The organism is Burkholderia sp. CCA53, from assembly GCF_001685525.1.
Classification (GTDB): Bacteria; Pseudomonadota; Gammaproteobacteria; order Burkholderiales; family Burkholderiaceae; genus Burkholderia; species Burkholderia multivorans.
In genome coordinates this window covers 1177133-1196612 of sequence record NZ_BDDJ01000002.1, presented here as the reverse complement: position 1 = coordinate 1196612, position 19480 = coordinate 1177133, and the positions used below count along the sequence as shown (strand labels likewise).

The following is a 19480-nucleotide window of genomic DNA, read 5'->3' as shown; positions in this document are numbered from 1 at the left end:
CTTACTGCTGCTGAAAGCGCTCGAAGCGCTTGTCGGTCTGCCGTTCCTCGAACGTCACTTCGGTCACGCGCGCGGCCGGCGGCCCGTGCCGCAGCCACGCCAGCATCCGGTCGATCTGGGCGCCGGGGCCCTGGATCATCGCCTCGACGCTGCCGTCCTCGAGGTTGCTGACCCAGCCGCGCAGCTTCAGCGCGTGCGCCTCGCGCACCGTCGCGTGACGGAAGCCGACGCCCTGCACGACGCCGCGCACGCGCACGTAGTAGGTCTCGATCCGTTCGTCCAGCTCATCGCGGTTCATCGCGTCGCCCCTCCAGTTGCATCCAAGCCCGGCATTGTAGTCGCGTCGGCCCGTTCTCACACGGGTGCGGCCGGCCGCCGCGCGCGCCGAACACGTACAATCTCGCCGACGCTCAACCGCCGCGCCGTTCGCGCGCGGCCAAGAAGGAATGGCATGACTGATACCTCCCGCGATCTCGTTCTGGTCACCGGCGCGTCCGGTTTCGTCGGCTCGGCCGTCGCGCGCATCGCGCAGCAGAAAGGCTATGCGGTGCGCGTGCTCGTGCGCCCGACGAGCCCGCGCACGAACGTCGCCGATCTCGACGCCGAGATCGTCACCGGCGACATGCGCGACGAGACGTCGATGCGCGCCGCGCTGCGCGGCGTGCGCTACCTGCTGCACGTCGCGGCCGACTACCGGCTGTGGGCGCCGGACCCGCACGAGATCGAGCGCGCGAACCTCGAAGGCGCCGTCGCGACGATGCGCGCCGCGCGCGCCGAAGGCGTCGAACGGATCGTCTATACGAGCAGCGTCGCGACGCTGAAGGTCACGAGCGCCGGCGATCCGGCCGACGAGAACCGGCCGCTGACGCCCGAGCAGGCGATCGGCGTGTACAAGCGCAGCAAGGTGCTCGCCGAGCGCGCGGTCGAGCGGATGATCGCCGACGAAGGGCTGCCGGCGGTGATCGTCAACCCGTCGACGCCGATCGGCCCGCGCGACGTGAAGCCGACGCCGACCGGCCGCATCATCGTCGAGGCCGCGCTCGGCAAGATTCCGGCGTTCGTCGATACGGGGCTGAACCTCGTGCACGTCGACGACGTCGCGCACGGCCATTTCCTCGCGCTCGAGCGCGGCCGGATCGGCGAGCGCTACATCCTGGGCGGCGAGAACCTGCCGCTGCAGCAAATGCTCGCCGACATCGCGCAGATGACGGGCCGCAAGGCGCCGACGATCGCGCTGCCGCGCTGGCCGCTGTACCCGCTCGCGGTCGGCGCCGAGGCGGTCGCGAAGTTCACGAAGAAGGAGCCGTTCGTCACGGTCGACGGGCTGCGGATGTCGAAGAACAAGATGTATTTCACGTCCGCGAAGGCCGAACGCGAACTCGGCTACCGCGCGCGGCCGTACCGCGACGGGCTGCGCGACGCGCTCGACTGGTTCCGCGGCGCGGGCTACCTGAAGTAGCACAAAGCGGCGCGCAGCGCGCCGGATTGCGGACTTTGTTACACGTGATGCGCGGACCGCGGGCGGCTCAGCGGGTAAAATCGCGGGTCCTACGTAGAGAAAGCACGCATGAACCTGAACGACCAGATCGATGCACTCAACACCGGCGTCGATCAGCTCCTCCACGATCACCACGCTGCGCAACAGGCGGCCCGCAGCGCGGAAGCCTTCGCGCGCGCCGCCGCGGCCGAGGCCCAGGCGGCTGCGCAGCGTCACGCGGCGGCCGAAGCCGAAGCGCAGGCCGCCGCACAGCGCCATCTCGATGCGGCAGCCGAAGCGGAAGCCGCGCAGAAACGCCACGCCGAAGCGACCGCCGCAGCCGAAGCCGCTGCGCGGCGCCACACCGATGCCGCCGCACAGGCCGAAGCCGCCGTGCAGCGGCACGCCGAAGCGACTGCGCTGACCGAAGCGCTGGCGCAACGTCACGCCGATGCCGAAGCCGCATCGCAGCGCCATGCTGCCGCGATCGCCGAAGCGGAAGCCGCCGCACAACGTCATCATGCCGCCGCGGCCGAAGCGGAGGCTGCCGCCCAGCGTCACGCAGCGGCGAGCGCCGAAGCGGAAGCCGCCGCGAAGCGTCACGCGGAAGCGACGGCCGAAGCCGAGGCGGCCACCGCCGAGGCCGAAGCGCTCGCGCAACGTCACGCGCAGGCGATCGCCGAAGCGGAAGCGGCCGCGCAGCGCCACGCCCAGGCCACGGCGGAGGCCGAGGCGCTCGCGAAACGTCATGCGGAAGCGATCGCGGAGGCCGAAGCGGCCGCGCGCCGCCATGCGGACGCGACGGCGGAAGCGCAGGCCGTCGCGCAGCGCCATACCGAAGCGATCGCGAACGCCGAAGCCGCGGCGCAACGCCATGCGAAGGCGATCGCCGATGCCGAAGCGCTCGTCGAAGCCGTGATGAAGGATGCGATGTCGACCGATGCGTCGGCAGCGGAAACCGGTGCGGACGCGGCAGCGCAGGCGCCGTCGGCCGACGCGGTGGCGCACGACGTGCGCGATGCACAAGAGGCGAATGACGCGAATACGACCGACGCAACGTCGGCGAACGCCGCCACGCCGCCCGCAACTGAAGCGGAAACCGAAGCCGACGCAGCGACGGAACGCGGCACCGCAGTCGTCCCCGTCGCCGAAGCCGCCCCGAATGCGGCGCCCGCACCCGCCGACAAATCGACGCTGCACGTCTCGCGGCCGACGCAGAACGAACTGACGCTGACGATCAACGGCGAATCGATGACGTTGCATCCGGAGCAGCTCGGTCAGCTGATCGAGGAACTCGCGCATGCGCGCGCGTCGATGCAGCCGGAGCCGCCGAACGGCATCCCGCCGGGCTGGCGCTTCGTGTCGACGAAGAATCCGATGATGGCCGTGCAGAAGCAGTCGAACGGCGATCGGCTGCTGGTCATGCGTCACACCGGCTACGGCTGGGTGCCGTTCACGTTCTCGCCGGACGTCGTGATCCAGATGTACATGCTGCTCACGCAGCGCTGAGCGCCGCACGCGGCGCCTGAATGCAACACGGCCCGACCGGCGGCATGCCGGTCGGGCCGTTTGTCGTTCGGCGCCACTGCATGCGGCGCCGGCCGGTATCAGCGTTCGACCGGTGCCTGCACGCGCGCCTTCCACTGGCCGCCCTTGCCGCGCCAGTAGCGCCACGCGGACGCGAACGTCGCGCCGACGTAGAACGCGGCGACGAGCGGCAGCGCGGGCGCCCACAGCGGCGAGCGCCGGTAGTAGCGCAGCATCGGCGCGTATGCGGCGCACATCGACGCCCATGCGAGCCATGCGGGCCAGGCGCGCGCGCCGTACGCGAGCGCGGCGACGGGCGGCACCAGATAGATGATCGTCATCCCGACGAGCGTGCCGGCCAGCAGCCACGGCGAATAGTGGAGCTGCGTGAACGCCGTGCGCGCGATCATGTTCCAGATGTCGCGCCAGCTGTCGTACGGGCGCAGCGACACGCTGCGATCGGCGAGATCGAGGCGGATCGGATGGCGGCCGCTGCCGCGATGCTTGATCTGCGCGGCGAGGCTGCAATCGTCGATCAGCGCGCCGCGGATCGACTCGATGCCGCCCGCTTCCTCGAGCGCCGTGCGCTTCACGAGCATGCAGCCGCCTGCGGCGCCGGCCGTCTTGTTGCGCGGATTGTTGATCCACGAGAACGGATAGAGCTTCGCGAAGAAGAACACGAACGCCGGGATCAGCGCCTTTTCCCAGAACGAGTCGCAGCGCAGCCGCACCATCAGCGACACGAGATCGCGCTGCTCGGCCTGCGCGCGCGTGACAAGCTGCGCGACGGCGTCGGGCGGGTGGCCGATGTCGGCATCCGTCAGCAGCAGATAGTCGGCCGGCAGCCCGAGCGTGCGCACCGCCGCGATCCCCTGCGACTGCGCCCACACCTTGCCCGACCAGCCGGCCGGCAGCGGCTTCGCGCTCAGCACGGTCAGCCGGTCCGCGCGGTTCGCGGCCAGCGCGGCCGCGCGCGCGGCGTCCGCGGTGCCGTCGTCGCTGTGATCGTCGACGATGATCAGGTGAAAGTCGCCCGGATAGTCCTGCTCGAGCAGCGACGTCGCGGCGCGCGCAATCACGTCGGCTTCGTTGCGCGCCGGCACGACCGCGACGACGGCCGGCCAGCCGGCGTCCGCGGCCGCGCCGCGCGCCTCGGGCGGCAGCGGACGCGCCGGCTGCGCGCGCCAGAAACCGCCGCGCGCGACGAGCAGCACGATCCAGATCGCGAGCGACAGGCCGGACAGCAGGAATGCGATCGCCAGCATCATCGGCACGTCTCCTGCCGGCGCGCACCGGAGCGTTCAATCAGGGTCGGAATAGCGCCCGAAACCGCACGGGCGAGCAGGCAATACGCGGAAAAATCGACGGTCATCGAAAGGCCTTGAAATGAGCGCGACGCCGGGCGGCCGGACGGGCAGCCCGCGAAACCGCGTAGTTTACTGGGTTCCGCGCGCACGGGCGCCGACGCACCCGTGCCGGGATTGCAACACGGCAAATACGGCACCAAAGCAAGGACCGGCCGATAGGGTTAAAATGCGCGATTAATTCGGGGTTCCGGGGCCTGACCGGGCCGGTCGTTCCTGCCTTCATAACATCAAGCCGGGGCAATCGAGCTGAAGTGCCAACTCCTCGAACCCCGTTTCTGTCGTCGGAGTTCGCTCACCTATGCGAGTCATCCTTGCCCAGCCTCGCGGCTTTTGTGCGGGGGTTGTCCGCGCGATCGAGATCGTCGATCGCGCGCTGCAACAGCACGGCGCGCCGGTTTATGTGCGTCATGAAATCGTCCACAACCGGCACGTCGTCGAAAATCTGCGTAATAAAGGGGCACGATTCGTTGAGGAACTCGACGAGGTGCCGCATGGCGCCGTCGCGATCTTCAGCGCGCACGGCGTCGCCCAGACGGTCGAGCGCGACGCGCAGACGCGCGGCCTCGACGTGCTCGACGCCACCTGCCCGCTCGTCACGAAAGTGCACGTGCAGGGCCGACAGTACGTGGCGGCCGGCCGCCGGCTGATCCTGATCGGCCACGCCGGGCATCCGGAAGTCGAGGGCACGATCGGGCAGATTCCGGCCGAGGTGATCCTCGTGCAAAGTGAAGCGGAAGTCGATACGCTGACGCTGCCGGTCGACACGCCGGTTGCGTACGTGACGCAGACGACGCTGTCGGTCGACGACACGCGCGGCATCATCGAAGCGCTGCAGCGCCGGTTCACCGACATCGTCGGCCCGGACACGCGCGACATCTGCTACGCGACGCAAAACCGCCAGGCCGCCGTGCGCGAGCTGAGCGGGCAAGTCGACGTGCTGCTCGTCGTCGGCGCGACCAACAGTTCGAATTCGAACCGGCTGCGCGAGATCGGCACCGAAAGCGGCGTGCCGAGCTACCTGGTCGCCGACGGCTCGGAAGTGAAGGCCGAATGGTTCGCAGGCGTGCAGACGGTCGGGCTGACCGCCGGTGCGTCGGCGCCCGAAGAGATGGTCGAGGATGTGATCGGCGCGCTGCGCGCGCTGGGGCCCGTCGAGGTCACGACGATGGCGGGCCGTGAAGAAAAAGTCGAATTCAAGCTGCCGGCGAAGCTCATGCAAGCTGTCGCCCGCGAAGTTTAAGGAGGACAACTCTTGTCTATTCCGCTGCTCCAGCAAGTCCGCGTCGGCGCGTACATCATGCGCCAACACCTGTCCGGCAACAAACGCTATCCGCTCGCGCTGATGCTCGAGCCGCTGTTCCGCTGCAACCTCGCGTGCAACGGCTGCGGCAAGATCGATTATCCGGATCCGATCCTGAACCAGCGCCTGTCCGTCGAGGAATGCCTGCAGGCCGTCGACGAGTGCGGCGCGCCGGTCGTGTCGATCGCCGGCGGCGAACCGCTGCTCCACAAGGAGATGCCGGAAATCGTCAAGGGCATCATGAAGCGCAAGAAGTTCGTGTACCTGTGCACGAACGCGCTGCTGATGGAAAAGAAGATGGACGACTACCAGCCGAGCCCGTATTTCGTCTGGTCGGTCCACCTCGACGGCGACAAGGAGATGCACGACCACTCGGTGTCGCAGGAAGGCGTGTACGACAAGGCCGTCGCGGCGATCAAGGAAGCGAAGCGCCGCGGCTTCCGCGTGAACATCAACTGCACGCTGTTCAACGATGCGATTCCGGAGCGCGTCGCGAAGTTCTTCGATACGCTCAAGCCGATCGGCGTCGACGGCATCACGGTGTCGCCGGGCTATGCATACGAGCGCGCGCCGGATCAGCAGCACTTCCTGAACCGCGACAAGACGAAGAACCTGTTCCGCGAAATCCTCAAGCGCGGCGAAGGCGGCAAGCGCTGGTCGTTCAGCCAGTCGTCGCTGTTCCTCGACTTCCTGGCCGGCAACCAGACGTACAAGTGCACGCCGTGGGGCAACCCGGCGCGTACCGTGTTCGGCTGGCAGAAGCCGTGCTATCTGGTCGGTGAAGGCTACGTGAAGACCTTCAAGGAACTGATGGAAACGACCGACTGGGACAGCTACGGCGTCGGCAACTACGAGAAGTGCGCGGACTGCATGGTCCACTGCGGCTTCGAGGCGACCGCCGTGATGGACACCATCGCGCATCCGCTGAAGGCGTTCGCGGTGAGCCGCAAGGGCGTGCGCACCGACGGCCCGTTCGCACCGGACATCTCGATCGCGAAGCAGCGTCCGGCCGAGTACGTGTTCTCGCGCCACGTCGAGATCAAGCTCGAGGAAATCCAGCGCGCCGGCAAGGGCAAGCTGCAAAAGCCGGCGAAGCCGGCCACGGCGGCCTGAGCGACTGTCACGCGATGCGGAGGCCCGGCCTCCGCGCTTGCAGGCAGGAATAGAAGCGCCACGGAGTGAATGCCACTCCGTGGCGCTTTCGTTTTGGGCCGCGTCTTGCCGGTGCGCGCTCGCGTCGGCAGCCGCGAGAACGCGCGGTCGGCCCTGTCCCCTCCTACCTGCCTCGGTGCGCGGCCGCTAGGCGGCCAGTGCCTCTGTGCGATGTATCCGCATCCGCGCGGCCGCATGCTCGATCAGCTTCGGCTGGCCGCTCGCCACAAACGCGCAGACATGCCGCCACAGCTCCGCCAGCCGATATCGCGACAGCGAGTCGACACAGGCGTCGTTCGCGGCAAGCACGCGCTCGAGCAACGCCCCTTCGTCGTCGGTCAGCGTCCATGCGCCGCGCTGCTCGGCGCGCGCCGTGCTCGCGCCGAGCGCGCGTTCCGCGTCGACGCAGAGATCGACGCTCGCGTCCGCGCAGGTCAGGTCGTCGAGTGCCAGGAACACGAGGTAGAGACTCGTGCGCAAGCGCAGCAGCAGCGCTTCGCTGCCGTGCTCGCCGCGCAGCGCGACGAGCGCCATGTGGCATTTGAGGGAAATGTCGCGCGCGTACGCGGGCGGCAGCGGCAACAGCCACTCGCGCGTCAGCGGCGCGTGGCGACGGGTTTTCTTCCTGGCCTTCATGATTCGCGCTCGCTTCGCGGATCGTCGTCCGCGCTCACATCGGGCAATCCGGTTCGGCACGCGCAGGCGCCGCGGCTCGCACCGCGATGGCCGGGCGGACGCCGCCACGCGCCGTGCGGATCCAGCCTTTGCGACGCCGGGCGCACGGCCGGCAGCCGACGCAGTGCCGATGCACGTACGACGTCCGGAGATCGGTTCATGCATCCCATGCTCGCCTCCTGCATCAGAACGTGTTCTCGCCCTTCAGGTAATACGCGGTCTTCAGGAAGAACGCCCTGACCGGATGACCCGTCTGCGCGTCGCGCGCCGCGCGCGCCTGCATCGCGGCCTTCTCTTCGGCCGAGCGGTCCGGCACCGGGTTGCGCACGCGTTCGAGCGCGCGCTGCATGGCGAGCGGATAGTTCTGGTTGCCGGCCGTCGTCGCGCGGTAGCCGGCGCGCGTCATCTGCATCAGCTGCGCGTCGGTTTCCGCGCGTGCCGCGGACCAGGTCAGATGCGTGGCGTTCGGCGACCAGTCGGCACCGGCGGACTGCGCGAAAGCGACGGCGGGCAGCGCAACGAGTGCGCCGGACAGAACGGCAGCGGATACGAGAGATCGCATGGTGGTGTCCTCGAGATAGTTGTTTCCGCATCGATCGTCGCGATGCGTCGAAACCATCGTATGCCGCGCACTGCCCCGCTTGAATAGCCGAATCCGCAATTGATATTTTCGGGTCGGGTGTTCAGGCTGAAACCGGCCGCATTCGAGAATCGCGCCGGAATGGAATTTCCTTATTCCATTCAATTACCTGATCGCGTTTTGCGCGGCAGTTTCGCGCGGCGCGCGCGGCTTTTTTTCAATTTGCGTAACGACATGTTGCCGATGCCAGGAAGGAAGCCGCGCGGATCGTTGCCGGCGATGCGCCGCACGTGACGGCCGCGCGAAAAATCCTGCACTTGCATCGCGCCTTTTCGATATCCGACAAGCACTTGCTCGCCACGACGCGCCACGCCCGACGCGTGCGCGCGATAATGACGTATCGCGCCGCTTCATGCGGCGCATCATGCAGGTTCTACTTTTCTTCGGGTCTTTCCATGGATTTCATCGACGTCAATGCCATCCGGAACTGGCACGCGCACGTCTACTTCGATGCCGCCAGCCGCGACGCGGCATGGACGTTTCGTCAGACCATCGAAGCACGCTTCGGCGCGATCATCGAGCTCGGCCGCTTTCACGAACGCCCGGTCGGGCCGCATCCGGCATGGTCGTACCAGATCGCGTTCGGCCCCGCGCAGTTCGACGAGATCGTGCCGTGGCTCGTGCTGAATCACGGTGCGCTCGATATCTTCCTGCACCCGAATACCGGCGACGATCTGCGCGACCATCGCGATTCGGCGGTGTGGATCGGGAAGTCGTATGCGCTGAATCTCGACGCGCTGGCGCGATAGGCATCGCGCATCGCGCGGCGCCGACGGCATGTCGGCTTCGTCGACATTTCGGTTTGCGTTGAAACGTCCGTCGGCGCAGCGTCGATACAGTGGGCCTCCTTCGTCACCGATCTTTCGAGGAACCCGCGATGACTCCATCCGATGCCGATGCCGACGCCTGCGCCCGGCGCATTCACGACGACTGGCACGCCGCCGTCGTTGCTCGCGATCTCGATGCGCTGATGGCGCTGTATGCGGACGACGCGGTGCTCGAAACGCCGCTGATCGTCGCCACGCTGCCCGCGCACGGTTCAGGCGTGCTGTACGGCAAGGCCGCGATCGGCGCGTTCTTCGCGGCGGGCCTGCGCAATCCGCGCAATCGGCTCGGACGCTGGTACCGCACCGGCCTGTTCTTCTCGAACGGCCGGCAACTCACGTGGGAATATCCGCGCGCGACGCCGGACGGCGATCAGGTCGATCTTGTCGAAGTGATGGATCTTCGCGACGGGCTGATCGCGCATCACCGCGTGTACTGGGGATGGGTCGGCTTCCAGGCGTTGACGGCGGCGGCAGCCGCGCGCGATCGCGGATGAAAGTCGCGCCGCCGCGCAGCGTCACGCGCCGCGCTCACGCGACATACATCGCGACACTGACGAACTGGCACAGGCTGCCGGCCAGCACGAACAGATGCCAGATCCCGTGGCCGTGGCGAATCCGTTCGTCGTTGATGAAGAAGTAGATGCCGACGCTATAGATCACGCCGCCGGCGACGAGCCATGCCGTGCCGACGGGCGGCAACGCATGAATCAGCGGACGGACCGCGACGAGCGCGAGCCACCCCATCAGCACGTACAGCACCATCGACAGCACGCGCGTACGCCGGCCGAGCGTCAGCTCCTGCACGATGCCGAACACCGCGAGCCCCCAGCTCACGCCGAACAGCGACCAGCCCCACGGGCCGCGCAGCGTGACGAGCGTAAACGGCGTATAGCTGCCCGCGATCAGCAGATAGATGGCCGCGTGGTCGCATTTCTGCAGGATCGCCTTCAGGCGCGGATCGCGCACGCTGTGATAGAGCGTCGAGATCGCATAGAGCACGCACAGCATCGCGCCGTACACGCTGAAGCTGACGACCTTGTAAGCGTCGCCGTCGAGTGCGCCCATCGTCACGAGCGTCGCCAGCCCCGCGACCGACAATAGCGCGCCGACGAGGTGCGTAATGCTGTTGAAACGCTCACCGACATGCACGACCCATCCTCCTGCACGATTCCTCGATACGAACGGGCTCCATGATACCGGGCGCCGCACAACGGCGATGCGCCGCGCGCGCAATGAAAAAGCGCCGTGACTTGCGTCACGGCGCCTTCGACTGACATCACCGGAGTCCGGCCGGTTCAGTTCAGCAGCACTTCCCCGCGCCGGATCCGTACCGCGCGTTCTGACGCTCGCGGAAGAATTCCTCGTACGTCATCGGCTCGCGGTCCGGATGCGTGCTGCGCATGTGCGCGACATAGGTGTCGTAGTCGGGCAGCCCGACCATCAGCCGCAGCGCCTGCCCGAGATAACGTCCGGCGCTGCGCAGGTCGCTGCCGAGATCGCTGAACATCGCGGCCTCCGCGTCAGCGTCCGCTGCCGAGCGCCTGCGCGGCCGGCATCGCTTCGTACGGCGTCTCGCGCACGGTCGGCTTCGCCTCGCGGCGTGCGCGCAGCACGGCGATCAGCCCGTACACCGCGATGCTGACGACGACGAGAATGAACAGCCCCGCGAGCGCGGCATCGACATAGTCGTTGAAGATGATCCGCTTCATCTGCGCAATCGACTTCGCCGGCGCGAGCACCTTGCCTTCGTCGACTGCCGCCTGCAGCTTCGCCGCGTGCGCGAGGAAGCTGACCTTCGGATTCGCGTCGAAGATCTTCTGCCAGCCGGCCGTCAGCGTGCAGATCAGCAGCCAGGCCGTCGGCACGATCGTGACCCACGCATAGCGCTCGCGCTTCATCTTGAACAGCACGACGGTGCCGAGCACCAGCGCGATCGCGGCGAGCATCTGGTTCGAGATGCCGAACAGCGGCCACAGCGTGTTGATGCCGCCGAGCGGATCGACCACGCCCTGATACAGGAAGTAGCCCCACGCCGCCACGCACAGGCCGGTCGCGATCAGGTTCGCCGGCAGCGACTCGGTGCGCTTGAGCGCCGGATGGAACGTGCCGAGCAGATCCTGCAGCATGAAGCGGCCCGCACGCGTGCCGGCATCGACCGCCGTCAGGATGAACAGCGCCTCGAACAGGATCGCGAAGTGATACCAGAACGCCATCATCGCTTCGCCGCCGATCACCTGGTGCAGGATGTGCGCCATCCCGACCGCCAGCGTCGGCGCGCCGCCTGCGCGCGCGATGATCGTCGTTTCGCCGACCGCCTTCGCGGTCTGCGTCAGCATGTCGGGCGTCAGCACGAAGCCCCATTGCGTGACGGTGTTCGCGACGGCTTCCGGCGTCGAGCCGAGCACGGCGGCCGGTGCGTTCATCGCGAAGTAGATGCCCGGCTCGATCACGCACGCGGCGACGAGCGCCATGATCGCGACGAACGATTCCATCAGCATCGCGCCGTAGCCGATGAAGCGCGCGTTGGTTTCGTTGTCGATCAGCTTCGGCGTCGTACCCGACGAGATCAGCGCGTGGAAGCCCGACACCGCGCCGCACGCGATCGTGATGAACAGGAACGGGAACAGGTTGCCCGACCAGACCGGGCCCGTGCCGTCGACGAACTTCGTCAGCGCGGGCATCTTCAGTTCCGGCGCGACGATCAGGATGCCGATCGCGAGACCGACGATCGTGCCGACCTTCAGGAACGTCGACAGATAGTCGCGCGGCGCGAGCAGCAGCCACACCGGCAGCACCGATGCGATGAAGCCGTAGCCGATCAGGATCCAGGTGAGTTGCGTGCCGCTGAACGTGAACCAGGCGGCGAGCGTCGGCGAGTCGTGCACGTGCTGGCCGTACGCGATCGACGCCATCAGCAGCACGAAGCCGATGATCGACACTTCGCCGATGCGGCCCGGCCGGATGAAGCGCGTATAGACGCCCATGAACAGCGCGATCGGAATCGTCGCGGCGACGGTGAACGTGCCCCACGGCGAATTGGTCAGCGCCTTCACGACGATCAGCGCGAGCACGGCGAGGATGATCACCATGATCAGGAACGCGCCGAACAGCGCGATCACGCCGGGCACCGTGCCGAGTTCCATCTTGACGAGATCGCCGAGCGAGCGGCCGTCGCGGCGCGTCGAGATGAACAGCACGATGAAGTCCTGCACCGCGCCGGCGAACACGACGCCGGCCAGGATCCACAGCATGCCGGGCGTATAGCCCATCTGCGCGGCGAGCACGGGCCCGACGAGCGGCCCGGCGCCAGCGATCGCGGCGAAGTGATGGCCGAACAGCACGTACTTGTTGGTCGGCACGTAGTCGAGGCCGTCGTTGTACTTGACGGCCGGCGTCATCCGCAGGCCGTCGAGCTGCATGACCTTGCTGGCGATGAAGCGGCTGTAGAAGCGATATGCGATCAGATACACGCAGACTGCGGCGATCACGATCCACAACGCGCTGACGCGCTCGCCGTGTGCGAGTGCGATCGTTCCGAACGCGAACGCGCCTAGCAGCGCGACCGCGATCCAGATCAGGGTGCTGGATGCCCGATTCATGGCGTCTCCTAGTCTCCTATTTGGTTCTCGATTGAGCGCGGCGGCACACCGCGCCCACGTGACGTCAAAGCGTCGCGCCCCGGTCCTGGGCGGCCGGGGCAGTGGGTCGTAGTATTCCGGCGGCGCGCATGGCTTACAAGCGGACAACTACGTACCGCCTCTACGTAGAAATACGTAGCGCGTAGATGCGGCCTTCATGTCGCGTCCCGCGCAGAGGCCCGTAAAATACGACGTCGGCCAGCGCGCGGCGCGCGTTCGCGCCGGCTTGCGCAACGCCCCACTCTTCGACGGCAGGAAACATGGAGCTACGCCATCTGCGGTATTTCGTTGCGGTCGCCGAGGAGCGCAGCTTCACGCGCGCCGCGCAACGCCTGCATATCGCGCAGCCGCCGTTGAGCCGGCAGATCCAGCAGCTCGAACAGCTGCTCGACGTGCAGCTGTTCGAACGCAATTCGCGCCCGCTCAAGCTCACGGAGACGGGGCGCTTCTTCTATCAGCATGCGGCGCAGCTGCTCGCGCAAACCGCCGAACTCGAATCGATGACGCGCCGCGTCGGCAAGATCGAGCGCAGCCTGTCGGTCGGCTTCGTCGGCTCGACGCTGTACGGGATGCTGCCGAAGATCATCCGCCGCTATCGCCAGCAATACGCGGAAGTCGAGCTGAGCCTGCACGAAATGTCGACGATGGATCAGATCAAGGCGCTGAAGGAAGGCCGGATCGACGTCGGATTCGGCCGCATCCGCCTCGAGGATCCGAGCATTCGGCGCGTCGTGCTGCGCGAGGAGCGGCTGATCGCGGCGCTGCCGCTCGGCCATCCGCTGTGCGACGCGAAGCCGGTGCTGTCGCTGCACGATCTGCTGAAGGAAACGCTGATCATCTTCCCGAAGGCGCCGCGGCCGAGCTATGCCGATCAGGTGCTTGCCGCGTTCCACGACCGTTCGCTGAAACCGGCGCGCGTGATCGAGACGCGCGAGCTGCAGATCGCGCTCGGGCTCGTCGCGGCCGGCGAAGGCGTGTCGATCGTGCCGAAGAGCGTGTACGGGCTGAAACGCGACGACATCGCCTACAAGGATCTCGACGACGCGAAGCTCGTGTCGCCGATCATCATGAGCATGCGGATGCTCGACCAGTCCGAGGACATCGAGCGCATGCTGCAGCTGATCTACGATCTGTACGACGAGCAGGGCATGGAATACATGACGCCGTCGGAGCACGAACCGACGGCGCGGCGCGGGCCGGCGCCGGACTGAACGGGCGGACGCCCGTTCGCGTCGTCAGCGGTTCGCCGGTGCGAGATCGGCACCGGGCGTGCGGCCGAGACGCAGCCCGAACGCGGCGAGCGCGGCACCCGCGAGCGGCACCGCCAGCGCGGTGAAGAAGCCGGGCGCAGCGCCCCACGCGAGAAACGTGCCGCCGATCGCCGAGCCCGCAATCGCGCCTGCACGCCCCATTCCGATCGCCCAGCCTGTCGCCGTCGCGCGCAGCGCAGTCGGATACGCACCGACGATCAGATAGTTGAGCGCGATCTGCTGGCCGCCGATCCCGAAGCCGGCCGCGCCGACGAGCACGAACACGAGCGTCCAGTTCGTGCCGGCCTGGCCGAGCGCGAGCGCGACCGCGATACCGAACGCGAACATCGCGCACAGCAGGTTGCGCACGTTCACGCGCGGCAGCACGATCGACAGCGGAATCGCGCAGACGATGAACACCGCGTTCACGATCACGGTGCCGACCGGCGCCTGCTGCGCGGTCAGGCCGGCCGCCTTCAGCACGGTCGGCAGCCACGACAGCAGCATGAACCATGCGATCCAGTTCAGCAGATAGATGGCCCAGATGCCGAGCGTCCGGCGCGCGTAGCCGTTGCGGAACAAGGCGCCGACGCTCGCCTTCGCGCTCGCTTCGTCGGGCGCCGTGAAGCGTACGTCGGCCGGCAGCGGCTGCGTCGCGATTTTCGACAGCGTCGCCCGCACGCGCTGCTGTGCACGCGCATCGTCGCGCGATGCCAGATAGCAGAGCGATTCCGGCAGCAGCAGCGCGACTGCGCCGAGCATCGCGAGCGGCACGCCGCCGCCCACCGCGAAAATGCCCTGCCAGCCGATCGCCGGCAGCATCCGCGCGGCCAGCAGCCCGCCGAGCATCGCGCCTGCGGGCAGCCCGAGCAGCACGCCGGTCATCACGGCGCCGCGCAGCCGCGCGGGGCAGTATTCGGCCGCGAGCGCGAGCAGCACCGGCGTACAGCCGCCCATCCCGAGCCCGGCAATGAACCGCAGGACGAGAATCTGCGACGGACTGCTCGCCCACGCGGTCGCGAGCGTCGCCGCGCCGAACAGCGCGAGCCCGATCATGATCGCGGGCCGGCGCCCGATGCGATCGCCGACGAGGCCGAGCGTCATCGCGCCGATCGTCATGCCGACGATCCCCGCGGTAAGGATCGGCGCGAGCGCGCCGGACGGCAACGCGAACGACGCGAGAATCGCGGGGCCGGTAAAGGCAATCGCCTGTGTGTCGAAGCCGTCGAGCAGCGCGATCAGCACGCACAGCGCGAGCACGCGAATCTGGAACGCGCCGAGCGGCGCATCGTCGATCCACGCGGGGATCGAGCGGGTGGCGGAAGCCGTCATCGAGGGGAGTCTCCTGAGTCCGGGCGCGACGACGGCCCGGTTCGTTTTTGTCCGTCGTGGTCGAATGCCGTCCCCGCACTCAGCGCGACAACACCGCCACGGCCTTGATCTCGACGATATAGCCCGGCGCGCCGCCGAGCATGTGCGCGCCGACCGCCGTCCACGCGGGCAGCGGATCGGCGGTGAAGTAGCGGTTGCGCACCTGCATGAACAGCGGCAGATCGCGCATGTCGGTATGGAATGTGGTTAGATCGACGACGTCGGCGAGCGATGCGCCGGCCGCCTCCAGCACGTAGCGCAGATTCTCGAATGCCTGCACGATCTGCGCCTCGCGGCCGTCGACGAGCTGCATCGACCGGTCGCGCCCGATCTGCCCCGACACATAGATCGTGTCGCCGACCTGAATCGCCGGTGCATAGCCGATCTGTTCGTAGACGGCCTCCATTCCTGCGGGCACGATGGCCTTGCGCTGCTGCATCGATGTCTCCTCGTCCGGCGTATGTGCCGGCTGCGATGATGGAATGCGCGCCGTCGCTCGACGGCGCGCGTACGTGCATGACGCGTGCGCGTCAGCCGTTGTCGCCGCCCGCGACGGGCAGCACGGTGCCGGTGATGTAGCTCGCCTCGTCCGACGCGAGGAACAGGATCGGCGCGATCTGCTCGTCGAGCGTGCCGTAGCGCTTGAAGAACGTCGATTCGGTGACCTGCTTCACGGCCTCGCTCATCCACGCCTGCTCCTGCTTGCTGTCGCCGGCCGCATTGCGCGGCACGCGGCGCGGCGGCGCGGTCGTGCCGCCCGGCGCCGTCGCGACGACGCGGATGTTGTGCTCGCCGTATTCCATCGCGAGCGCCTGCGTCAGCGCATTGACGCCGCCCTTCGCGGCCGAGTACGGCACGCGGCGAATGCCGCGCGTCGCGTTCGACGACACGTTGACGATCGTGCCGCGCCCGCGTTCGAGCAGATACGGCAGCACCGCGTGGCACGCGTAGAGCGTCGGCATCAGCGAACGGCGAATCTCGGCGTCGATCTGGGCGGGCTCGAATTCGGCGAACGGACGCATCCGGATCGCGCCGCCGACGCCGTTGATCAGCACGTCGATCGCGCCGAACCGGCTGGCGGCGAACGCCATCGTCGCGCGCGCGCCTTCGTAGGTTTCGAGATCGGCGACGAAGCCGGCCGCGCGGTCGGTGCCCGCTTCGGCCGCCACGTCGGCGACGAACTCGGCGCGATCGACGAACAGCACTTGACCGCCTTCGGCCGCGGCGCGCAGCGCGACGCCGCGACCGATTCCCTGCGCGGCGCCGGTAACGACGAGGGTCTTGCCAGCGAATCGTTGCATGGTCATGCCGCCTTTGCCGTCACGTTCGGCGTGAACTTCTCGTAGTGGAAGCTGTTCGGCTTCACGCCCGTGTCGTCGAAATGCTTGCGCACCGCGTCGACCATCGGTGGCGGGCCGCACAGATAGACGTCGACGTCGCCGTCGTTCAGCGCATCGGCCGGAATGTGCTGCGTGACCCAGCCCTTGCGCGGGTGGCTCGACGCGTCGTCGGCGACCACCGTCGCGTAGCTGAAGTTCGGCAGCCTCGCGACGTAGGCGTCGATCGCGTCGACCTGCACGAGATCGAGATCGCGCGTCACGCCGTAGACGAGATGGATCTTCTGCTGCGACCCGGCGCGCGCCAGCACTTCGAGCATCGACAGGAACGGCGCGAGCCCCGTGCCGCCTGCCAGGAACAGCAGCGGCCGCTGCACGTCGCGCAGATAGAAGCTGCCGAGCGGCCCGTGCAGGTCGAGCTTGTCGCCCGGCCGCGCCGCCTCGAGCCAGGTGCTCATCACGCCGCCCGGAATCTTCTTGATCAGGAAGCTGACCTTCGTCTCGCCGGGCGCCGAGGAGAACGAATAGGACCGATGCTGGCCGCTGCCCGGCACGTCGATGTTCACGTACTGGCCCGGCAGGAACACCGGTGCGTCGGCGGCCGCGTCGATGTCGAGTTCGAGCACGATCGCCGCGTCGTTGTGCGGCTCGATCTTCGCGACGGTCGCCGCGAACCGGCTGTTGCCGGTCTTGCACGCCGTCGACGACGTCGGCACCGCGATCACGCAGTCGCTCTGCGGCACCATCTGGCACGTGAGCACGAGGCCTTCGTCCTTCTCGTCCTCGGTCAGCGCGTCGTCGATGTAGTCGTCGCCGAGGTCGTAGCGGCCGCTTTCGGCGCGGCACTTGCAGGTGCCGCACACGCCGTCCGAACAATCCATCGGCAGGTTGATGCGCGCACGAAATGCCGCATCGAGCACCTTCTCGCCGGCCTTGCATTCGATGAAGCGCGTGACGCCGTCCTCGAAGTTCAGTGCAATCTTGTAGCTGGACATGGAACGCTCCTCCATTCCGTTTTCGATATCAGGCGTCAGACGTGATAGACGTCGAGCACCTGGCGGATGTAGTCGTTCTTCAGCACGATCTTCTTGTACGAGATCAGCAGCGCGTCGCCGACCTTGCGCAGCGTGACGAACATCGTGCCGAAGAAATGATCGGTGACGCGGTAGCGATGATTGAGCGTGTGGAAGTTGTAGCGCACGTCCACTTCGTCGCCGCGTTCGGCCAGCACCTCGACGTTCGTCACGCTGTGGCTCGTACGCGGCTCCGGCGTCGATGCGCCGCTGCGCTCGGTCTTGATGCGGAACACGCGATCCTCGAGGCCGCCGCGATCGGGGTAGTACATCAGCGAGATCTGGCTTTCGTGATCGTCCGTCAGGCGATCGTCGTCGTCCCACGCGGGCATCCAGTACGTGACGTCGTCGGTGTAGCAGGTCAGCCACTCGTCCCACTGACGATCGTCGAGCAGGCGCGCCTCGCGGTACAGCGTCGCGCAGATGGTGTGGTAATCGAAGCTCATGACAGCGCCTCCTCGCGTTCCTGCTTCAGCGCGTCACGCATCACGCGCACCCAGTATTCGTGCTGGCAGACGAACAGCCCTTCGTCTTCACTGCGCTCGCCCGAGATCAGCGGCTTCAGCCCCATCTTCGTCGCGTTCTCGTCCGGCCCTTCGATCCAGAGCGGCGCGCCGCGCGACAGGTCGTTCCACAGCGACGTGATGCCCGCATAGCCGGCCTGGCATGCGCGAAACTCCTCGAGATCGTCCGCGGTGCCCATGCCCGACACGTTGAAGAAGTCCTCGTACTGGCGGATGCGCAGCGCGCGGTCTTCCGCGCTTTCGCCCTTCGGCGCGAAGCAGAAGATCGTCACTTCGGTCTTGTCGACGGCGAGCGGCCGCACGACGCGAATCTGCGTGCTGAACTGGTCCATCAGGAACACGTTCGGATACACGCACAGGTTGCGCGTCTGGTTCACGATGAAATCGGCGCGCACCTCGCCGACGCGCGCACGAATCTCGTCGCGGTGCCGGTAGACGGGACGCACTTCCGGGTTCATCGTCTTCGTCCACAGCAGGATGTGGCCGTGGTCGAACCCGTACACGCCGGCGACCGAGCGGCTCCAGCTGTTCGCGTCGACCGCCTTCGTGCCGTCTTCCTTGCGCCGGCCCATCGTCGCCGCGTAGTTCCAGTGAACGGTGCTGACGTGATAGCCGTCGCAGCCGTTCTCCATCTGCATCTTCCAGTTGCCCTCGTAGATGTAGGACGAATTGCCGCGCAGCACTTCGAGGCCGTTGGGCGCCTGGTCGACGATCTGGTCGATGATCACGCGCGCTTCGCCGAGATAGTCTTCGAGCGGCAGCACGTCGGCATTGAGGCTGCCGAACAGGAAGCCGCGATAGTTCTCGAAGCGCGCGACCTTCTTCAGGTCGTGCGAGCCGTTCGTGTTGAACTGCACCGGATACTCGGTCGTCTTCTCGTCCTTCACCTTCAGCAGCTTGCCGCTGTTCGAGAACGTCCAGCCGTGGAACGGGCACGTAAAGCTGCCCTTGTTGCCGTGCTTGCGGCGGCACAGCATCGCGCCCTTGTGCGCGCACGCGTTGATCACGGCATGCAGCTCGCCGTTCTTGTCGCGCGTGATCACGATCGGCTGGCGGCCGATCCATGTCGTGTAGTAGTCGTTGTTGTCGGGGATCTGGCTTTCGTGCGCGAGATACACCCAGTTGCGCTCGAAGATGTGCTTCATCTCGAGCTCGAACAGCGCGTCGTTCGTGAAGATGTCGCGGCGGCAGCGGTACAGGCCGGCAGCCTTGTCGTCCTGTACGGCGGACGACAGCAGTTGGTCGAGTGCGTTCGCTTGGTCGAAATTGGCGGACATGGCGGTTCCTCCCATGCACGCGCCGGCGTGCATCGGTGTCGAAAG

General features: G+C 67.3%; 21 protein-coding genes. 7 read left to right on the top strand and 14 right to left on the bottom strand.

Features of this window, described 5'->3' with window-relative positions; all coding sequences use genetic code 11:
- Nucleotide 1 precedes the first annotated feature (1 nt).
- Nucleotides 2-298: an acylphosphatase gene (locus BCR55_RS21715; protein ID WP_006407873.1), complete on the bottom strand. Its 297-nt coding sequence runs from the start codon at nucleotides 296-298 to the stop codon at nucleotides 2-4.
- 153 nt (nucleotides 299-451) lie between these two features.
- Here BCR55_RS21715 and hpnA point away from each other — a divergent pair, with 153 nt between their 5' ends.
- Nucleotides 452-1459, top strand: a complete 1008-nt coding sequence (gene hpnA / locus BCR55_RS21710) for a hopanoid-associated sugar epimerase (RefSeq protein WP_006407872.1) — start codon at nucleotides 452-454, stop codon at nucleotides 1457-1459.
- A 108-nt stretch (nucleotides 1460-1567) separates the two neighbouring features.
- Entirely contained in the window at nucleotides 1568-2986 is a 1419-nt protein-coding gene (locus BCR55_RS21705) for a hypothetical protein (protein ID WP_053298119.1), read from the top strand.
- 98 nt (nucleotides 2987-3084) lie between these two features.
- Here BCR55_RS21705 and BCR55_RS21700 read toward each other — a convergent pair whose 3' ends face one another.
- Nucleotides 3085-4272: a glycosyltransferase gene (locus BCR55_RS21700; RefSeq protein ID WP_045593042.1), complete on the bottom strand. Its 1188-nt coding sequence runs from the start codon at nucleotides 4270-4272 to the stop codon at nucleotides 3085-3087.
- 397 nt (nucleotides 4273-4669) lie between these two features.
- Between BCR55_RS21700 and ispH the strand changes: the two genes are divergently transcribed.
- Together ispH and hpnH are read left to right on the top strand one after the other, a co-directional pair.
- Nucleotides 4670-5611, top strand: a complete 942-nt coding sequence (ispH, locus tag BCR55_RS21695; RefSeq protein ID WP_006397435.1) for a 4-hydroxy-3-methylbut-2-enyl diphosphate reductase — start codon at nucleotides 4670-4672, stop codon at nucleotides 5609-5611.
- A 12-nt stretch (nucleotides 5612-5623) separates the two neighbouring features.
- Nucleotides 5624-6784 carry an adenosyl-hopene transferase HpnH gene (hpnH, locus tag BCR55_RS21690; RefSeq protein ID WP_006397436.1) on the top strand — a complete coding sequence of 387 codons (1161 nt, stop codon included), beginning with the start codon at nucleotides 5624-5626 and terminating at the stop codon, nucleotides 6782-6784.
- A 186-nt stretch (nucleotides 6785-6970) separates the two neighbouring features.
- Here hpnH and BCR55_RS21685 read toward each other — a convergent pair whose 3' ends face one another.
- The 3 genes from BCR55_RS21685 to BCR55_RS33560 all read right to left on the bottom strand — a co-directional run bounded on the left by BCR55_RS21685 (nucleotide 6971) and on the right by BCR55_RS33560 (nucleotide 8401).
- Nucleotides 6971-7459, bottom strand: coding sequence for a hypothetical protein (locus BCR55_RS21685; RefSeq protein ID WP_065495903.1), 489 nt, complete (start codon nucleotides 7457-7459; stop codon nucleotides 6971-6973).
- Nucleotides 7460-7682: 223 nt separating this feature from the next.
- Entirely contained in the window at nucleotides 7683-8060 is a 378-nt protein-coding gene (locus BCR55_RS21680) for a hypothetical protein (protein ID WP_065496714.1), read from the bottom strand.
- A gap of 179 nt (nucleotides 8061-8239) precedes the next feature.
- The gene (locus BCR55_RS33560) at nucleotides 8240-8401 is read right to left on the bottom strand and encodes a hypothetical protein (protein ID WP_244104641.1); all 162 of its coding nucleotides are present in this window, start codon (nucleotides 8399-8401) and stop codon (nucleotides 8240-8242) included.
- A 132-nt stretch (nucleotides 8402-8533) separates the two neighbouring features.
- Between BCR55_RS33560 and BCR55_RS21675 the strand changes: the two genes are divergently transcribed.
- Together BCR55_RS21675 and BCR55_RS21670 are read left to right on the top strand one after the other, a co-directional pair.
- On the top strand, nucleotides 8534-8887 hold the full coding sequence (locus BCR55_RS21675) for a DOPA 4,5-dioxygenase family protein (RefSeq protein ID WP_065495901.1): 354 nt from the start codon (nucleotides 8534-8536) through the stop codon (nucleotides 8885-8887).
- Between the two features lie 128 nt (nucleotides 8888-9015).
- A complete protein-coding gene (locus tag BCR55_RS21670) occupies nucleotides 9016-9459 on the top strand; it encodes a nuclear transport factor 2 family protein (RefSeq protein WP_065495899.1) in 444 nt (147 codons plus the stop codon).
- A gap of 34 nt (nucleotides 9460-9493) precedes the next feature.
- Here BCR55_RS21670 and BCR55_RS21665 read toward each other — a convergent pair whose 3' ends face one another.
- From BCR55_RS21665 to BCR55_RS21655, 3 genes are all read right to left on the bottom strand, one after another.
- The gene (locus BCR55_RS21665; protein WP_012216244.1) at nucleotides 9494-10114 is read right to left on the bottom strand and encodes a hemolysin III family protein; all 621 of its coding nucleotides are present in this window, start codon (nucleotides 10112-10114) and stop codon (nucleotides 9494-9496) included.
- Between the two features lie 151 nt (nucleotides 10115-10265).
- Nucleotides 10266-10472 (bottom strand): YbdD/YjiX family protein, encoded by a 207-nt coding sequence (locus BCR55_RS21660; protein ID WP_006407860.1) that lies wholly within the window; start codon nucleotides 10470-10472, stop codon nucleotides 10266-10268.
- Between the two features lie 13 nt (nucleotides 10473-10485).
- Nucleotides 10486-12564 carry a carbon starvation CstA family protein gene (locus tag BCR55_RS21655; RefSeq protein WP_006407859.1) on the bottom strand — a complete coding sequence of 693 codons (2079 nt, stop codon included), beginning with the start codon at nucleotides 12562-12564 and terminating at the stop codon, nucleotides 10486-10488.
- 299 nt (nucleotides 12565-12863) lie between these two features.
- On the opposite strand from BCR55_RS21655, the gene BCR55_RS21650 reads away from it, so the two are divergent.
- A complete protein-coding gene (locus BCR55_RS21650; protein ID WP_006397451.1) occupies nucleotides 12864-13814 on the top strand; it encodes a LysR family transcriptional regulator in 951 nt (316 codons plus the stop codon).
- A gap of 24 nt (nucleotides 13815-13838) precedes the next feature.
- Here the strand turns inward: BCR55_RS21650 and BCR55_RS21645 are convergent, their stop codons facing one another.
- The 6 genes from BCR55_RS21645 to BCR55_RS21620 form a co-directional block, all read right to left on the bottom strand.
- Nucleotides 13839-15185: an MFS transporter gene (locus BCR55_RS21645; RefSeq protein WP_065495897.1), complete on the bottom strand. Its 1347-nt coding sequence runs from the start codon at nucleotides 15183-15185 to the stop codon at nucleotides 13839-13841.
- A 79-nt stretch (nucleotides 15186-15264) separates the two neighbouring features.
- Nucleotides 15265-15663: a RidA family protein gene (locus BCR55_RS21640; protein ID WP_006397454.1), complete on the bottom strand. Its 399-nt coding sequence runs from the start codon at nucleotides 15661-15663 to the stop codon at nucleotides 15265-15267.
- A 91-nt stretch (nucleotides 15664-15754) separates the two neighbouring features.
- Nucleotides 15755-16531: a benzoate diol dehydrogenase BenD gene (gene benD / locus BCR55_RS21635; protein WP_053298114.1), complete on the bottom strand. Its 777-nt coding sequence runs from the start codon at nucleotides 16529-16531 to the stop codon at nucleotides 15755-15757.
- Nucleotides 16528-17556, bottom strand: coding sequence for a benzoate 1,2-dioxygenase electron transfer component BenC (gene benC / locus BCR55_RS21630; protein ID WP_006407853.1), 1029 nt, complete (start codon nucleotides 17554-17556; stop codon nucleotides 16528-16530). The genes benD and benC overlap by 4 nt, the downstream gene beginning before the upstream one ends.
- Before the next feature lie 35 nt (nucleotides 17557-17591).
- The gene (benB, locus tag BCR55_RS21625; protein WP_006397461.1) at nucleotides 17592-18080 is read right to left on the bottom strand and encodes a benzoate 1,2-dioxygenase small subunit; all 489 of its coding nucleotides are present in this window, start codon (nucleotides 18078-18080) and stop codon (nucleotides 17592-17594) included.
- Nucleotides 18077-19435 (bottom strand): Rieske 2Fe-2S domain-containing protein, encoded by a 1359-nt coding sequence (locus BCR55_RS21620; protein ID WP_006412137.1) that lies wholly within the window; start codon nucleotides 19433-19435, stop codon nucleotides 18077-18079. The genes benB and BCR55_RS21620 overlap by 4 nt, the downstream gene beginning before the upstream one ends.
- Nucleotides 19436-19480: the final 45 nt, after the last annotated feature.

What these genes read in the sequence shown, in the direction of transcription:
- benB (WP_006397461.1), bottom strand. Translation starts at nt 18,080, where the DNA reads ATGAGCTTCGATTACCACACCATCTGCGCGACGCTGTACCGCGAGGCG.
- BCR55_RS33560 (WP_244104641.1), bottom strand. Translation starts at nt 8,401, where the DNA reads ATGCAAGTGCAGGATTTTTCGCGCGGCCGTCACGTGCGGCGCATCGCC.
- BCR55_RS21685 (WP_065495903.1), bottom strand. Translation starts at nt 7,459, where the DNA reads ATGAAGGCCAGGAAGAAAACCCGTCGCCACGCGCCGCTGACGCGCGAG.
- BCR55_RS21645 (WP_065495897.1), bottom strand. Translation starts at nt 15,185, where the DNA reads ATGACGGCTTCCGCCACCCGCTCGATCCCCGCGTGGATCGACGATGCG.
- hpnA (WP_006407872.1), top strand. Translation starts at nt 452, where the DNA reads ATGACTGATACCTCCCGCGATCTCGTTCTGGTCACCGGCGCGTCCGGT.
- BCR55_RS21650 (WP_006397451.1), top strand. Translation starts at nt 12,864, where the DNA reads ATGGAGCTACGCCATCTGCGGTATTTCGTTGCGGTCGCCGAGGAGCGC.
- BCR55_RS21675 (WP_065495901.1), top strand. Translation starts at nt 8,534, where the DNA reads ATGGATTTCATCGACGTCAATGCCATCCGGAACTGGCACGCGCACGTC.
- BCR55_RS21680 (WP_065496714.1), bottom strand. Translation starts at nt 8,060, where the DNA reads ATGCGATCTCTCGTATCCGCTGCCGTTCTGTCCGGCGCACTCGTTGCG.
- benC (WP_006407853.1), bottom strand. Translation starts at nt 17,556, where the DNA reads ATGTCCAGCTACAAGATTGCACTGAACTTCGAGGACGGCGTCACGCGC.
- BCR55_RS21715 (WP_006407873.1), bottom strand. Translation starts at nt 298, where the DNA reads ATGAACCGCGATGAGCTGGACGAACGGATCGAGACCTACTACGTGCGC.
- BCR55_RS21705 (WP_053298119.1), top strand. Translation starts at nt 1,568, where the DNA reads ATGAACCTGAACGACCAGATCGATGCACTCAACACCGGCGTCGATCAG.
- BCR55_RS21670 (WP_065495899.1), top strand. Translation starts at nt 9,016, where the DNA reads ATGACTCCATCCGATGCCGATGCCGACGCCTGCGCCCGGCGCATTCAC.
- ispH (WP_006397435.1), top strand. Translation starts at nt 4,670, where the DNA reads ATGCGAGTCATCCTTGCCCAGCCTCGCGGCTTTTGTGCGGGGGTTGTC.
- BCR55_RS21655 (WP_006407859.1), bottom strand. Translation starts at nt 12,564, where the DNA reads ATGAATCGGGCATCCAGCACCCTGATCTGGATCGCGGTCGCGCTGCTA.
- BCR55_RS21640 (WP_006397454.1), bottom strand. Translation starts at nt 15,663, where the DNA reads ATGCAGCAGCGCAAGGCCATCGTGCCCGCAGGAATGGAGGCCGTCTAC.
- BCR55_RS21700 (WP_045593042.1), bottom strand. Translation starts at nt 4,272, where the DNA reads ATGATGCTGGCGATCGCATTCCTGCTGTCCGGCCTGTCGCTCGCGATC.
- BCR55_RS21660 (WP_006407860.1), bottom strand. Translation starts at nt 10,472, where the DNA reads ATGTTCAGCGATCTCGGCAGCGACCTGCGCAGCGCCGGACGTTATCTC.
- BCR55_RS21620 (WP_006412137.1), bottom strand. Translation starts at nt 19,435, where the DNA reads ATGTCCGCCAATTTCGACCAAGCGAACGCACTCGACCAACTGCTGTCG.
- benD (WP_053298114.1), bottom strand. Translation starts at nt 16,531, where the DNA reads ATGACCATGCAACGATTCGCTGGCAAGACCCTCGTCGTTACCGGCGCC.